This window comes from Streptomyces sp. CNT372 (assembly GCF_000377145.1).
The window spans coordinates 1-13,804 of sequence record NZ_KB897795.1 but is presented as its reverse complement, the minus strand read 5'-3'; the positions used below and the strand labels follow the sequence as shown (position 1 = coordinate 13,804).

The following is a 13,804-nucleotide window of genomic DNA, read 5'->3' as shown; positions in this document are numbered from 1 at the left end:
GATGACCGTCCTCGACCCGCGTCCCGCACCCGCCCGCCCGGCCTCCGCGCCCGCCTCCGGGCCGGACGGGGGCATGCCGTCGCGTACGCTGCCCGGCCTGGTGGCCCGGCACGCCGCGCGCACCCCGCACGCCCTGGCCGTCGTCGACGGCGACACCACCCTCACCTACGCCCAGCTGGTCTCCGCCGCGAGCACCCTCGCCGGTCATCTGCGGGAGCACGGTGTCGCCCCTGGGGATCCGGTCGGGCTGCTGATGCCCCGCTGCTCGGGTGCGGTCGTCGCCCAGCTCGCCCTGTGGTGGGCGGGCGCGGTGTGCGTGCCCCTGGACCCGGCGCATCCGCGGCCGCGGACCGGGGCGATGGCCGCCGACGCGGGCGTCCGGCTCACCGTCGGCGACGCCAAGCTGCTGGAGTCGGCCGGCCCGGACGGCCCGGCACTGTCCCTGCCCCGGCACGAACCGCTCGCGGGGATGGAGACGCCCGCGGCGGAACTCTCCCCCGACGCGACCGCGTTCGTGATGTTCACCTCCGGATCCACGGGCCGTCCGAAGGGTGTGGCCGTGCCGCACCGGGCGATCGCGGAACTGCTCACGGACCCGGAGTACGTCACGGTGACCGCCCGGGACCGGGTGCTGTTCCACTCCCCCGCGACCTTCGACGCGTCCACCTTCGAGGTGTGGGGCGCGCTGGCCAACGGGGCGGCCGTGGTGGTGTGCACGGTGGAGCGGCCCTCCTTCGAGGACCTGGCACGGCATGTGGAGCGGCACGGTGTGACCGTCGCCTTCTTCACCACGGCCCTGTTCCACCAGCTCGCGGCGCGCCGTTCCCGGGTGTTCTCGGTGCTGCGGAGTGTCGTCGTGGGCGGGGAGGCGCTGGCGGCGCAGCCCGCGCGGGAGGTGCTGCGGGCGTTCCCCTGGCTGGAGCTGGTCAACGGCTACGGCCCGACGGAGGCGACGACCTTCGCGACCGCCCACCGGGTGACCGACGCGGACTGCGACGGCCAGGTGCCGATCGGCCGTCCGGTCGCGGGCGCGGTGCCGCACGTCCTGGACGCCGAGGGCCGGCCCGTGGCGGACGGGGAGCGCGGTGAGCTGTGGATCGGCGGGAGCCGGCTGGCGCACGGGTACGTGGGCCGTCCGGAGCTGACCGCCGAACGGTTCGCCGAACGGCCGGGCGCGGGGCGGCTGTACCGCACGGGTGATGTGGTGTCCCTCGGCAGGGACGGGCTGCTGCACTTCCACGGCCGCACCGACGACCAGGTCAAGGTGCGGGGCCACCGCATCGAGCCGGGCGAGGTGGAGCACGCGCTGCGCGGGCTGGACGGGGTGGACGACGCGGCGGTGACCGTGCACCGGCCCGGTCCGGGTGATGTGCGCCTGGTGGGGTACGTGGTCGCCGCGCCCGGTCCCGTTCCGCGCGGCCAGGCGCTGCGGGAGCGGCTGGCGCTCACGCTGCCGGCGCATCTGGTGCCGGACGAACTGACGGTGGTGGAGCGGCTGCCGCTCACCACCTCGGGCAAGGTGGACCGCCGCCGGCTGGGTGAACTGCTGCCGGGCGGCGGGGACGGTGCCCCGGCGGAGCCGCTCACGCCGCTCCAGCAGGCGGTGGCCGAGGTGTGGGGGCGGGCACTCGGCTCCGAGGTGACCCGCGCGGACGCCGACTTCCTCGCCCTGGGCGGGCATTCGCTGCTGGCGCTGGTGGTCACCGACGACCTGCGCGAGGAGCTGGGGGTGGAGGTGGCTCTCGCCGACTTCTTCGCCGAACCGACCGTGGCCGCCCATGCCGCCCTGGTCGAGCGCGCCCTGCTCGCCGCGCACACCGATCTGCACCCCGAGACCGCGGAGGCGACGACCCATGGCCGCTGACACCACCCCTTCGGCGCAGGCCCTCCAGGAGGAGCTGCTGCGCCGGGCCCGCGCCCGTGCCCCGGGCCGCCCTGCGCCCGGGGCGTCCCCGCGCCGGGAGAGCGCGGAGAACCAGAGGGCTCCGCTGTCCCGGGCCCAGCGCCGGATGTGGCTGCTGGACCGGCTCGGCGGGGCCGGCGACTCCTACAGCGTCCCGTTCGCGACCCGGGTCCGGGGCGAGCTGGATCCGGAGGCGCTGGGCACGGCGCTGGGCGTGCTGGTCGGACGGCACGGGGCGTTGCGGACGCGGTTCGGGCAGGAGGACGGGGAGCCGTTCCAGGAGGTCCTGCCGGCGCCGGGCCGGATCGCGCCGGTGGTCCGGTCCTGCGATGCGCGGGAGGCTCCGGCCCTGCTGGCCGAGGAGGCGGGGCGGCCGTTCGACCTGGCGGCGGGGGCGCTGCCCCGGCTGCTGGTGCTGCGGCACGGCGAGCGGGACCACACCGTGCTGGTGACCTTCCATCACATCACGGTCGACGGCGGGTCCCTGGAGACGGTGGCGGCGGAGCTGGCCGCCCTGTACGCGGCGGCCGTGGGCGGGGGTGAGGCGGGGCTGCCGGCGGAGCCGCCGCAGTACGCGGACCACGCGCGGCGGGAGCACGCCGGTCTGGGCGGCTTCGAGGAGGGACTGCGGCACTGGGCGGACCGGCTGACCGGTGCGGCGCCCGTGCCCCTGCCGCGTCCGGCCGGTGAGGGGTCGGACGGGAACGTGACCCTCACCCGCTCGCTGCCGCCGGAACTGCCCGCCGCTCTGCGGGAGCTGGGCACCCGGCACCGCTGCACCCCGTTCACGGTCGCCCTGGCGGCCGCGTTCGCCTCGCTGCACCGGCTGACCGGCGCCGACGACCTCGTGATCGGTGTGGCGGGCACACACCGCCGGGGCAGCGCGATGCGCGGGCTGGTCGGACTGTGCGTCAACACCCTGCCCGTGCGGGTGGACCTTTCGGGTGATCCGGCGTTCGGCGTCCTGCTGGACCGGGTCCGGGACGCCCAGCTGGCGGCCCAGGAGCACGGCGAGGTCCCGTTCGACCTGGTTCTGGAGCGGCTGGGGGCGGCCGCCCGGGGCGCGGACGGGACGGCGCTGGTCCGGGTGACGGCCGACGTCCTCGGCGAGCCGGCCGCCCTGCGGCTGCCGGGCACCACCGGGGAGTACGTGGATGTCCCGGCGGGTGCGGCCAAGTTCGACCTGTCGTTCGGTCTGCTGGACACGGCCCGGCCCGCCGCGCTGGTGCAGCACGCGGGTGCGGCGCTGGACGAGGAGACGGGCACCGCCCTGGCCGAGGCGCACGCCGCGCTGCTGGCGGCGGTGGCGGCCGATCCCTCGCTGCCGCTGTCCCGGCTGCCGGACGCGACGCCTTCGGGCGGCCGGGAGGTGCATCCGGCGGAGGCGGCGCTGCGGTCGCACCCGGGGCTCGCGGACGCGGCCGTGGTCGCGCCCGAGGGCGGGCCGCTGCTGGGGTACGCGGTGCCGCGGGGTGTGTCCGGTCCCCCGCCCGCCGAGCTGCGGTCCTACCTGCGCGGCCGGGTGCCGGCCGCGCAGGTGCCCGCGGCGGTGACGCTGCTGGACGCGCTGCCGCGTACGGAAGACGGCTCCCCCGTGGTGTCCGCGCTGCCGGGCCTGCCGGCCGCGCCGGCTCCCGAGGGGCCGCGGGCCGAAGCGGTGACCGGGGGTTTTCGTGAGCTGCTGGGGCGTGTGCCGGGTCCGGACGACGACTTCTTCGCGCTCGGGGGCCACTCACTGATCGCGGTGCAGCTGGCCGAGCGGCTGCGGGCGGCGGTGCGGCTGCCGCTGACCGGTCTGGACATCCTCCAGGCGCGCACACCCCGGGCGATCACCGCCCTGCTGGACGCCCGGGAGGCGGAGCGGGCGGCGGCGAAGGCGTCCCCGGCTGCGGGCCGGGCGCGGCGCTCCCGTGAGGGCACGGTGCTGGTCACCGGCGCGACCGGCGGGGTGGGTGCGTTCGTGGTGCGCGAGCTGGTGGCGCGGGGCCGCCCGGTGCTGGCGCTGGCCCGGCCGGAGTCGGCGCATCTGGCCGGCGCGGAGGGCGTGGACGTCGTGGAGGGCGACCTCGCCGATCTCGACGGGCTGCGGGCGGCGGTGCGGGACGCGGACGCGGTCGTCCACGCGGCGTGCACCTTCACCCGTCACGAGGTGGACCGGGCGGCGGTGGAGGCCATGGCCGGGGCGTGGCGGCGGGGGCCGTTCGTCTTCGTCAGCAGCACGGACGCGTACGGGCGTCCGGCGGGCGCGGAGGTCGGGGAGGAGGACCCGTCGGTGGAGCCGCTGAGCCCGTACGGGCGGGCGAAGCGGGAGTGCGAGGCGGTGCTACTGCGCGCGGCCGGTGCCGGCGGGCGGGGCGGGGCGAGCGCGGTCCGCTCCCCGCTGGTGTGGGGCCCCCACGACCGGTTCCGGGAGCAGCTGCGCTGGGGGGCGACCGGGTCGCTGTACCAGGCGGCGGCGGAGGGGAAGCCGGTGGCGGTGCCGCGTGCGGGTGCGGGCGGCCGGTCCTGGTACGGGGCGCCGTGGGTGCACGCGGCCGCCCTGGCCCGGTCCGTGGTGTCCTGCCTGGAAGCCCCGGTGCACGGGGTGGCCAACGCGGTCGGGGGGCATGTGTCCTGGCTCGACTTCGCGACCGGGCTGACGGACCTGCTGGGCACCGGGGGCGGGGTCGTCGAGGCCGACGACGTGCCCCGGGACCTGGACCACCCCTGGCGCTACCGGGCCGACCGGCTCGCGCCGGAGCTGCGCCCCCGGCCGGGTGAGGACTGGCGCACGGCGCTGGCGGCCATGGCGTCGCCCGCGGGCCGCTGAGTTCACCCGTGGGGCCTTCGGGTTCACCCTTCAGGCCGGTGTCCGGGGTGTGAGAGCCGGACGAAAAGCGGGTAGACCGTGTGCCGGGCCACGTGGCACCGGCCCGTATCGCATCCCCTGCCGGGCACCCCGGCAAGAACGAAGGAACAGCACCATGGCCAGCGGCACCGTGAAGTGGTTCAACGCCGAGAAGGGCTACGGATTCATCGCCCAGGACGGCGGTCCGGACGTCTTCGCGCACTACAGCAACATCTCCGGGAACGGCTACCGCGAGCTGGCCGAGGGAGAGACCGTCACCTTCGACGTGTCCCAGGGCCCCAAGGGCCCGCAGGCGGAGAACATCGTCCGCGCCTGAGGGGCGCGCCCACCGGGGCCGTGGGGCCCGGCACACCCGTGCCGGGCCCCACGGCCCGCCCCGTGCCCACGGGCCGTCCCGTGCCCACAGGCGCTGCCGTGCCGACGGCCCGTCCCGTGCCCACGGAGTTCACGTCGTCCCCACGGCGTTCACGTCCCCACGGCCGGGCCGGGCGTACGGCACCGGTGCCCGGCCCCGCGTTGCGGCGTACGGGGGAATCCCGGCGAGGCGTGTTGGCGGGCGGCGCGGGCCCGCACACGATGACCGCGCCGGACCGGTACGAGAGTGGGCGACTTCATGGCATCCGACGCGCGCGACGACGACCGCACCCGTCCCCGGGGCGGCGCCGGGCCGGACCGGGAGGCGCCGCCGCGCTATCTGCCGATCGCCGAGCACGGCCTCATCGGCGATCTGCGCACCGCCGCCCTCGTCGGCACCGACGGGCGCGTCGACTGGTTCTGCGCCCCGCGCTTCGACTCTCCGAGCGTCTTCGGCTCCCTCCTGGACGCGGAGAAGGGCGGCTGCTGGCATCTGGAACCGCTCTGCCGGACCGCGTCCCGCCAGCAGTTCTACTTCCCGGACACCAACATCCTCATCACCCGGATGCTGACCGCCGACGGCATCGTGGAAGTGCAGGACTTCATGCCGGTGCTGCGCCCGCACGACCCGGGGCACCGGCAGCGGCTGGTGCGCCGGGTGGTCGCCGTCCGCGGCCGGATGCGGATGCGGACGGTCGTCGCCCCGCGCATGGACTACGGGCGTGCCCGCCACGAGCTGAGCCTGCGCGAGCACGTCGCCGAGTTCCTGACCGACCGGCTGGTGGTCAGTGTGCACAGCGGCGTCCCGCTGGAGCGGACCGGGGCGGAGGGGATCGACGCGGGGGCGGAGTTCCTGCTCACGGAGGGCGAGAGCGCGCTGTTCGTGCTGGAGACCCGTGAACCGGGCAGCGGCTGCCCGGGCGAGGAGCTGTCGGCGGAGGCCGCCGAGCAGCTCTTCCGGTCCACCGTGTCGTTCTGGCGGAAATGGCTCGGCCGGTCCTCGTACACCGGCCGGTGGCGCGAGACGGTGCACCGCTCGGCGCTCACCCTGAAGCTGCTGACCCACGAGCCCACCGGCGCGATCGTCGCCGCGCCCACCGTCGGCCTCCCCGAGGAGCTGGGCGGCAGCCGCAACTGGGACTACCGCTACGTCTGGATCCGGGACGCGGCCTTCTCCCTCTACGCGCTGCTGCGCCTCGGGTTCACGGAGGAGGCCGCGGCGTTCGTCGGCTGGCTCGCCCGCTGCGTGCGCCACAGTGACGGCGGCAGCGACGACGACGGCACCAGCGGCGGGGGCGACCGGGGCACCGGGCCGCTGCGGGTGCTGTACTCGATCGACGGCCACGCGGACCTCCCCGAGGAGGAGCTGCGCCATCTGGAGGGCTACTGCGGCTCCTCCCCCGTGCGCATCGGCAACTCCGCCGCCGGCCAGCTCCAGCTGGACGTCTACGGCGAACTCGTGGACTCCGTCTATCTGTTCAACAAGTACGGCGACGGCATCACCTGGGACACCTGGTCGGACCTGTCGGGCGTGCTGGAGTGGCTGCTCGGCAACTGGGACCGGACGGACGAGTCGATCTGGGAGACCCGCGCGGGGCGCAGACGCCACACCTACTCGCGGGTGATGTGCTGGGTCGCGGTCGAGCGGATGGTCCGGATGGCGCGCCAGCGGGGTCTGCCGGGCGATCTGGCCCGCTGGACGTCGGTGCGCGACGACATCTACCGGCAGGTGATGACGGAGGGCTGGAACGAGCGGCTCGGCAGCTTTGTGCAGCGCCTCTCGGACGCGCCCGGCGAACAGCCGCCGGAGATCCGCGACGCCTCGCTGCTGGTGATGCCGATGGTGAAGTTCTGCTCTCCGCAGGAGGAGCGGTTCCGTTCGACGATGCGCGCGATCGGCCGGGGCCTGGTGACCGACTCCCTGGTGTTCCGCTACGACGCGTCCGTCTCCGGGGACGGCCTGGACGGCACCGAGGGGACCTTCTCCATCTGTTCCTTCTGGTGGGTGGAGGCGCTGACCCGCACCGGGCGGATCGAGGACGCCCGGCTCGCCCTGGAGAAGACGTTCACCTATGCCAACCATGTCGGCCAGTACGCGGAGCAGATCGGTGTCACGGGTGAGCAACTGGGCAACTTCCCGCAGGCGTTCACCCATCTGGCGCTGATCAGCGCGGCGGTCAACCTCGACCGGGCGATGGGCTGAGCCGGTCACCGGTCGCCGGTCCGGCCGGGGCAGCGCCGCGTCAGGGCGGGCTGCCCCGGCCCGTCCTGTCCGCGGACGCGGCCGCGGAGTGGAGGGCGCGCAGGGCGAGCAGCAGGACGCCGATGTCGTCGAGGTAGACCGGGTCCGGGATCAGGTCGACCGGCGAGATCGTGTAGACGACGGCGGCCCAGAACAGGGCCTTGCTCTGCAGCGGGACGCCCGCGTCGAGGAGCAGCCTGCGGGCGCGGAAGACCCGGACGAGGAGGACGGCCGCGTAGACCGCCGCCAGGAGGGCGAGCAGGGCGGCGGCCACGAGAAGCCAGGGCACATGGTCCATGCCGTTCCTGTACCCAGTCTCCGGCGGCGGATCGCCCGTACGGGGCCGGTCACGCGGGGACGGCGGCCCCCGGGCCCGGTGCGGGGTCCGGCTCGGAGCCGGGTTCGCCGTCCGGGCCGGGGGACGGTTCCAGGGCCGGCGGGTCGCTGAGCTGCTCGCGGGTGTAGTTCCAGGCGACCGCGATCAGGGCGGCGGCGGGCACCGCGAGGAGACTGCCCACGACACCGGCGAGGCTGCCGCCCAGGGTCACGGCGAGCAGGACCACGGCCGCGTGGAGCCCGAGGCCGCGGCTCTGGATCATCGGCTGGAAGATGTTCCCCTCCAGCTGCTGGACCACGATGATGAGGGCCAGCACGATCAGCGCGTCCGTGAGCCCGTTCGACACCAGGGCGATGAGCACGGCCACGAAGCCGGCGAACAGGGCGCCGACGATGGGCACGAACGCGGAGACGAAGGTCAGCACGGCGAGCGGCAGCACCAGGGGGACGTCCAGGATCCAGAGGCCGAGGCCGATGAAGACGGCGTCGAGGAGTCCGACGAAGGCCTGGGAGCGGACGAACGAGCCGAGGGTCTCCCAGCCGCGTTCCGCGACGGCCGGCACATGGACGGCCATCCGGCCGGGGAGCTGGCGGGTCAGCCAGGGCAGGAACCGGGGCCCGTCCTTGAGGAAGAAGAACATCAGGAAGAGGGCGAGGACGGCGGTGACGACCCCGTTGACCACGGTGCCGACGCCGGTGACGACGGCGGTGACCATGCTGCCGAGGCTGTCCTGGATGCGGGCGGTCGCGGAGTCGAAGGCACCGGAGATCTGGTCCTCGCCGATGTTCAGCGGCGGGCCCGCCGCCCAGTCCCGCAGCCGCTGCACGCCCTCGGCGACGCCGTCGGCCAGCTCACCGGACTGGGAGGCGACGGGCACGGCGATGATGGCCGCGATCCCGCCGACGAGGAGCAGGAAGCCCGTGGTGACCACGGTGGCGGCCAGGGCGGGACGCCAGCCGCGGCGGCGCAGGAAGCGGGCGGCGGGCCAGGTCAGGGTGGTGAGGAACAGGCCCACTATGAGCGGCCAGACGACCGGCCACATCCGGCCGAGGACCCACAGGGTCACCCAGGTCATCACGAGGACGGCGAGCAACTGGACGGAAGTGCGCGCCGACGAGCGGAGCGCGGCACGGGTCCTGGTGGAGCTGAGCACGGCAGACATGGGGATCACCCTAAGGGCGCGGGCCGGGCGGCCTTCCCGCCCGGCTCCGGCTCAGCTTCCGGCGGGTGCGCCGGCGCAGGCGGGGTGGCCCCAGCCGTCGGTGTTCCTGGTGATCGTCTCGCCCTGCGCGTAGGGGCGGCCGCAGCGGCAGCGGCCGGGGAACTTCGCCTTCACCGAGGCTCCTGGGGAAGTCCCCTTGCCGGAGCGGGCACGCGGTGTCCCGCCGCCGGGGCGGCGGGTGCCTGCCGTGCCGCCGGTGCCGCCGCGGGCGGGACCGGACCGGGTGGGCGCCTCGGGCGGGGGCAGTACGGAGCCCCGGTCGGAACCGGCCGCCTCCTGGGTCCGGGCGGCGGCACTGGCCGCGGCGTCCGCGGCGGCGTTCAGCGGGTCGCCGTCGACCTGGTGGGCGGGCGTGTAGACGAACCGCACATCGCGTCCGGCGAGGAGGCCGTCGATCGCCACCACCAGATCGCGGTTGGCGACGGGCGAGCCGGAGGCCGTCTTCCAGCCCCTGCGGCGCCAGCCGGGGAGCCAGGTGGTGACGGCCTTCATCGCGTACTGGGAGTCCATGCGGACCTCCAGCGGTTCGGTCTCCTCGACCGACTCCAGGAGTTCGCGCAGCGCGGTCAGTTCGGCCACGTTGTTGGTCGCGCGTCCCAGCGGGCCCGCCTGCCAGGTCGCGACGCGTCCGTCCGCGCCGGCGACCACCCACGCCCAGGCGGCGGGCCCGGGATTTCCCTTCGACGCGCCGTCGCACGCGGCGATCATCCGTTGCACCATGCCCCGATGCTGTCATGTCCGGGCAGGTGCGAGGGCCGCCGGGGCGGCGGCGGCCGGTGCGCGCACCGCGCGCGTGCGCAGGTGCGGACCGGTCCGGGCGCAGGGCGGGTGAGTACGGCGGCGCGGGCCGGGTGAGTCGGGGTGCTCAGGCGGGCGCGGTGCAAACGGGCCGAGGATGGCGGCACTTCACCAACTCCGAGCTCCACCGACACCGACCCTCACCGTCACCCCACACCGACCGCGGTCACCGGCCGCCGTCGCCGCACACCGCCAGGAGACGCCCGTGTCCGCCCTCAGCCGCCTCGCCGATGTCCTCGTCCGTGCCTCGGGCGAACTCTCCGTGACCTGGGACGGCGGGCGGGAGGTCGCACCCGGCAGCATTCTCGCCGCGAACCACACGGCCCTGGCGGACCCGGCCGTGGTCGTCGCCGCGCTGCGGCGGCTCGGCGCCGAGCCGGTGGTGCTGGCGGCCGCGGGGCTGTGGCGGGTGCCGGTGCTCGGTCCCGCGCTGCGGCGCGAGGGGCACATCCCGGTGTACCGGGGCGGCAGCCGGGCCGCAGAGGCGCTCGGGCTGGCTGCGGCCGCGCTGGAGCAGGGCCGGACGGTGCTTCTCTACCCCGAAGGGGGCCTCCCCCGCCGGCGGGGCGCCGGCGAGCGGGCCCCGGAGAACTTCCGCAGCGGTCTCGCCCGCCTCGCGGCGCTCACCGGCGCGCCGGTCGTGCCGGTGGGTCAGGCGGGCGCGCGCCGGCTCACCTCGGGTGGCGCGGGCAAGCAGCTGGCCGGGGCGCTCACCGCGCCGCTGCGGCGGCCCAGGCTCCATGTGCACGTCGGCCGCCCGGTGGACCTGTTCCCGGCAGGCCCGGCGTCCGCGGGCGGGGCCGCGCCGGGCGCGGGGGAGCTGGGGACGGCCACGGCCCGGGCGCGGGAGGCGGTCACGGCGGCGTGGCGCGTCGCGGTGGGCCGCTGCGGCGGCGGGGTGCCGGCTCCGGCGCCCGCGGCGGATGGTGCGGCGCCGGCCGAACGGGCCGGGCAGGTCCGCTGAGCCGGGGAGGTCCGGCGAGGTGGACAGGTCGCGGGAGCCGGACGGGCCCAGCAACGTGGACAGGTCCGGCGAGGCGGTGCGCCGGCCGGGGCTGCCGCGTGTGTGGCGGCCGGCGGGGCTGATCAGCCGGCGCCGGGGCTGCCGGGCGTGTCCGGGCCGCTGCCGGGGCGGGCGCTGTGGTCGGGGTGGCCGTGCGTGCGGCGGGCCTCCTTCATCCGGGCCTCGTAGAGGTGGTCCCGGCCGTCCGCCAGCTCGGCCAGGGCCGCCCGTTCGAGCGTCCGGAACGGCTCGTAGTAGGTGGCGTTGTACTCCTCGACAAGCTGGAAGGTCCAGCGGCCGGGGATCACGTTGCGGCCCAGGATCTCGCGCTGGACCCGGTCGGCCCACCGGTCGTGCCCGGCGGCGCGCAGGAGTTCCACGGCCCGGTCCAGCTCCAGGTCGGCGGTGCCGGTCAGCTGGTGGAACGAGTAGAGGTGGCCGCGGGCCCGTTCGGTGGTCTCCAGCGCCTTGGACAGGGCACCGAGGGCCTCCACCGTACGGTCGTCGACGCCCTCGGGGCGGCGGTGGGAGCGGTCGGGCCCGTCGTCCTCGCGGCCCCGCTCCCGATGCGGTTCCCGGTCTGGTTCCTGATGCGGTTCCTGGTCTTGCGGTTCCTGGTGCGGTTCCTGGTGCGTCACGCAGCACACTGTGCCCCGGGGGCGGGCCGCCCTAACCCCCGGCGGGGCGGCCCGTGCCTCAGCGGCGGCGGCCCCGCAGGCGGTGCAGCAGGCCGCGGGCCTGGGTGCGGCGGCGCGGGTCGGCGGCCGCACGGCGGGCCGCGTCGATGGTCCGCCGGCCCTGGGGGCTGCGGCTGAACGCCTTGATCCGTGCCATCAGACGGGACATCTTGGACTCCTCGTGCTCCGGGATGCACTCCCGCGGTGGGCTGTGCCGGTGCGTGTACCCCGGTCCCGCCGCCCAACTCGCCCGCCCTCGCGCGGTTCCGCCTGCGGGAAGTACCGCCGGGGAATGAACCCCGGAGCGGATTTGGCGGTCTGGCTTGACGGCAGATGCCGGTCCCCGCCCGCCGAACCGGCGGCGGGCACCGGCAACCGATACGAGAAGCGGAGACAACCCCCCATGAAGGTATCCCCGTTCCGGTCCGGAACGGTTCGCGTCGCGGCGCTGGGCACCGTGTCCGCCGTGACTCTCGCCCTCACGGCGACCGCGGTCACGGCCGGCACCGCGCAGGCCGCCCCGAAGGACGACCGGGCCAAGCCCGGTGTCCGCGTCATCGGCGGCAAGGAGCAGGCCACCGGCGCCCATCCGTGGATGGCGGCACTGCTCACCAAGGGCAAGGAGAACCCGGTCAAGCGCCAGTTCTGCGGCGGCAGTCTGATAGCCGACACCGTGATCCTCACGGCCGCGCACTGCGTGACCGGGGTCAAGGCCAAGGACCTGGAGGTGACGGTCGGCCGCACGGTGCTGTCCAGCAAGAAGCAGGGTCAGCTGCGCAACGTGCTCAGCATCGTCTCGCACCCGCGGTACCTGAAGGGCAAGGAGGCGTACGACCTGGCACTGATCGAACTGACCAAGCCCGTCAAGGGCACGGCCGCCGTCAAGCTGCCCACCCAGGGCACGGACGCGCTGCTGCGCCCGGGCGCGAAGGCCACGGTCATCGGCTGGGGCAATGTGAACACGGAGGTCCCGCGCTACCCGGACCGGCTGCGCGGGGTGGACGTGCCCCTGCTGTCCCACCCGGAGTGCAGGGCCACTTACCGCGGCTACGACAGGGCCGTCAACATCTGCGCGGGCGTGGAGGGCAAGGACTCCTGCCAGGGCGACAGCGGCGGGCCGCTGTTCCGCAAGGTCTCGGGCCGTACGTACCAGATCGGCGTCGTGTCGTACGGCGAGGGCTGTGCCGAGCAGGGCGCGCCGGGAGTGTACGTGTCGACCAGCTCGGACAAGGTGTGGAAGACGCTCTCCGAGTCCCGTGAGGGCAAGCGCATCAAGCGGCTGCTGGGCCGCTGATCCCAGCGTACGCACCGCGTACACACCGCGGGCGGATCGCGCGCGCGACAGGGCCGCGGGCCGTTCCCGGAACCTTCCGGGGGCGGCCCGCGGGCCGTTGGGGCGGCCCTGCCCGGGTCCGGTGGCGAAACGGATGTGACGGACGGGTTGAACGCGACGCGCTCCGCATCCGTATGGAGCAGCGCGCCGGGCCGTCGGCCGGGCGCGGGCGCGCGCCCGACGGGCAGGAGAGCAAGGGATTCCCATGGGACAGGCAGTGCGAAGACGTTCGAGGCGGGGCAGCCGGCTGGCCGCCGCGTCGATCGCCCTCATCCTGGGCGGAGCCGGGCTGGTCGCCGTGAACACCTACGCGGCCGCGGGTGAGGGGCAGGGCCCCTGGCCCGGCGGGGACTCCGCGGCGCAGACGCGCAGCGGTCCGGCCGCGAGCACGATCAAGTGCCCGGAGGCGGCGAACGGACTGCCGGAGGTGCCTCAGGCCGCGCGGCCGGAGGTGGACCGGGAACTGGCCACGCTGGACACCCAGATCACCGAGGCGTACCAGCGTTTCGCCGCGGAACGGGAGAAGATCGCCCAGGACCCGGACTTCGCCGCCAACGCGATCCTGAACCCGCTGAAGGACAAGCGGGTCGCCGTCCTCGACCGGATCGCCCTCGCCATCGGCCGGGTGAGCGGGGAGCGCCCCGAGGGCCTGGAGGCGCTGGCCCCCTGCACCCTGCAGGCCGACGACACCGCTGAGGAGGGCGGTGGCCGGAACGGCGGTGGTGACCAGGGCGGTGACAACGGCGACGGCCAGGACGGTGGCGGGTTCGGCGGGCAGGCCGGCAACGGCCCCGTCGCGGGCGACTTCGTGAACATCCAGGACGTCCAGCCCAACGTCTCCCAGCCCCGCCAGAAGCGCGGCGCCTCCCGCGGCACCTTCACCACCGACTGCGGCGTCAACGCAGGCGGCCTCTTCAACCCCGACAACGTCATCGTCGCCCCCGGCGTCGCCAACGGCGCCCACCACATGCACGACTACATCGGCAACCAGGCCAACGACGCCTTCGCCAGCGACGACGACCTCGCCAACGGCGCCACCACCTGCCGCAACCAGGGCGACCGCTCCACCTACTACTGGCCCGTCCTG

The 13,804-nt window shown here is 75.4% G+C and carries 11 protein-coding genes and 1 pseudogene; 7 read left to right on the top strand and 5 right to left on the bottom strand.

Annotation, left to right across the window (positions count from 1 at the left end):
- Nucleotide 1: 1 nt before the first annotated feature.
- The 4 genes from C593_RS0127615 to C593_RS0127600 all read left to right on the top strand — a co-directional run bounded on the left by C593_RS0127615 (nucleotide 2) and on the right by C593_RS0127600 (nucleotide 7,308).
- Nucleotides 2-1,864, top strand: a complete 1,863-nt coding sequence (locus C593_RS0127615) for a non-ribosomal peptide synthetase (RefSeq protein ID WP_018850568.1) — start codon at nucleotides 2-4, stop codon at nucleotides 1,862-1,864.
- A complete protein-coding gene (locus tag C593_RS0127610; protein ID WP_020610409.1) occupies nucleotides 1,854-4,712 on the top strand; it encodes a condensation domain-containing protein in 2,859 nt (952 codons plus the stop codon). The genes C593_RS0127615 and C593_RS0127610 overlap by 11 nt, the downstream gene beginning before the upstream one ends.
- A gap of 154 nt (nucleotides 4,713-4,866) precedes the next feature.
- Entirely contained in the window at nucleotides 4,867-5,067 is a 201-nt protein-coding gene (locus C593_RS0127605) for a cold shock domain-containing protein (protein ID WP_018850567.1), read from the top strand.
- A 297-nt stretch (nucleotides 5,068-5,364) separates the two neighbouring features.
- Complete coding sequence (locus C593_RS0127600) at nucleotides 5,365-7,308, top strand: glycoside hydrolase family 15 protein (protein ID WP_051093827.1); 1,944 nt, start codon at nucleotides 5,365-5,367, stop codon at nucleotides 7,306-7,308.
- Nucleotides 7,309-7,348: 40 nt separating this feature from the next.
- Here C593_RS0127600 and C593_RS0127595 read toward each other — a convergent pair whose 3' ends face one another.
- The 3 genes from C593_RS0127595 to C593_RS0127585 are packed head-to-tail and all read right to left on the bottom strand — an operon-like array spanning nucleotide 7,349 to nucleotide 9,626.
- Nucleotides 7,349-7,645 (bottom strand): YkvA family protein, encoded by a 297-nt coding sequence (locus tag C593_RS0127595; protein WP_018850565.1) that lies wholly within the window; start codon nucleotides 7,643-7,645, stop codon nucleotides 7,349-7,351.
- A 49-nt stretch (nucleotides 7,646-7,694) separates the two neighbouring features.
- The gene (locus C593_RS0127590) at nucleotides 7,695-8,846 is read right to left on the bottom strand and encodes an AI-2E family transporter (protein WP_018850564.1); all 1,152 of its coding nucleotides are present in this window, start codon (nucleotides 8,844-8,846) and stop codon (nucleotides 7,695-7,697) included.
- A 51-nt stretch (nucleotides 8,847-8,897) separates the two neighbouring features.
- Entirely contained in the window at nucleotides 8,898-9,626 is a 729-nt protein-coding gene (locus C593_RS0127585) for a ribonuclease H family protein (protein ID WP_018850563.1), read from the bottom strand.
- A 283-nt stretch (nucleotides 9,627-9,909) separates the two neighbouring features.
- Between C593_RS0127585 and C593_RS30680 the strand changes: the two genes are divergently transcribed.
- Entirely contained in the window at nucleotides 9,910-10,668 is a 759-nt protein-coding gene (locus C593_RS30680; protein WP_018850562.1) for a lysophospholipid acyltransferase family protein, read from the top strand.
- 122 nt (nucleotides 10,669-10,790) lie between these two features.
- Here the strand turns inward: C593_RS30680 and C593_RS30675 are convergent, their stop codons facing one another.
- Nucleotides 10,791-11,345, bottom strand: a complete 555-nt coding sequence (locus tag C593_RS30675; RefSeq protein ID WP_018850561.1) for a hypothetical protein — start codon at nucleotides 11,343-11,345, stop codon at nucleotides 10,791-10,793.
- Between the two features lie 58 nt (nucleotides 11,346-11,403).
- Nucleotides 11,404-11,553 (bottom strand): hypothetical protein, encoded by a 150-nt coding sequence (locus tag C593_RS33480; protein ID WP_018850560.1) that lies wholly within the window; start codon nucleotides 11,551-11,553, stop codon nucleotides 11,404-11,406.
- 297 nt (nucleotides 11,554-11,850) lie between these two features.
- On the opposite strand from C593_RS33480, the gene C593_RS0127565 reads away from it, so the two are divergent.
- Both C593_RS0127565 and C593_RS0127560 read left to right on the top strand, forming a co-directional pair.
- Nucleotides 11,851-12,678, top strand: coding sequence for a S1 family peptidase (locus tag C593_RS0127565; protein WP_486591198.1), 828 nt, complete (start codon nucleotides 11,851-11,853; stop codon nucleotides 12,676-12,678).
- Between the two features lie 244 nt (nucleotides 12,679-12,922).
- A pseudogene (locus tag C593_RS0127560) lies at nucleotides 12,923-13,804 on the top strand (DUF1996 domain-containing protein); the annotation flags it as partial.

Coding starts and splice junctions, on each gene's coding strand:
- C593_RS0127605 (WP_018850567.1), top strand. CDS start 4,867: ATGGCCAGCGGCACCGTGAAGTGGTTCAACGCCGAGAAGGGCTACGGA.
- C593_RS0127590 (WP_018850564.1), bottom strand. CDS start 8,846: ATGTCTGCCGTGCTCAGCTCCACCAGGACCCGTGCCGCGCTCCGCTCG.
- C593_RS0127595 (WP_018850565.1), bottom strand. CDS start 7,645: ATGGACCATGTGCCCTGGCTTCTCGTGGCCGCCGCCCTGCTCGCCCTC.
- C593_RS0127615 (WP_018850568.1), top strand. CDS start 2: ATGACCGTCCTCGACCCGCGTCCCGCACCCGCCCGCCCGGCCTCCGCG.
- C593_RS0127585 (WP_018850563.1), bottom strand. CDS start 9,626: ATGGTGCAACGGATGATCGCCGCGTGCGACGGCGCGTCGAAGGGAAAT.
- C593_RS33480 (WP_018850560.1), bottom strand. CDS start 11,553: ATGTCCCGTCTGATGGCACGGATCAAGGCGTTCAGCCGCAGCCCCCAG.
- C593_RS0127600 (WP_051093827.1), top strand. CDS start 5,365: ATGGCATCCGACGCGCGCGACGACGACCGCACCCGTCCCCGGGGCGGC.
- C593_RS0127610 (WP_020610409.1), top strand. CDS start 1,854: ATGGCCGCTGACACCACCCCTTCGGCGCAGGCCCTCCAGGAGGAGCTG.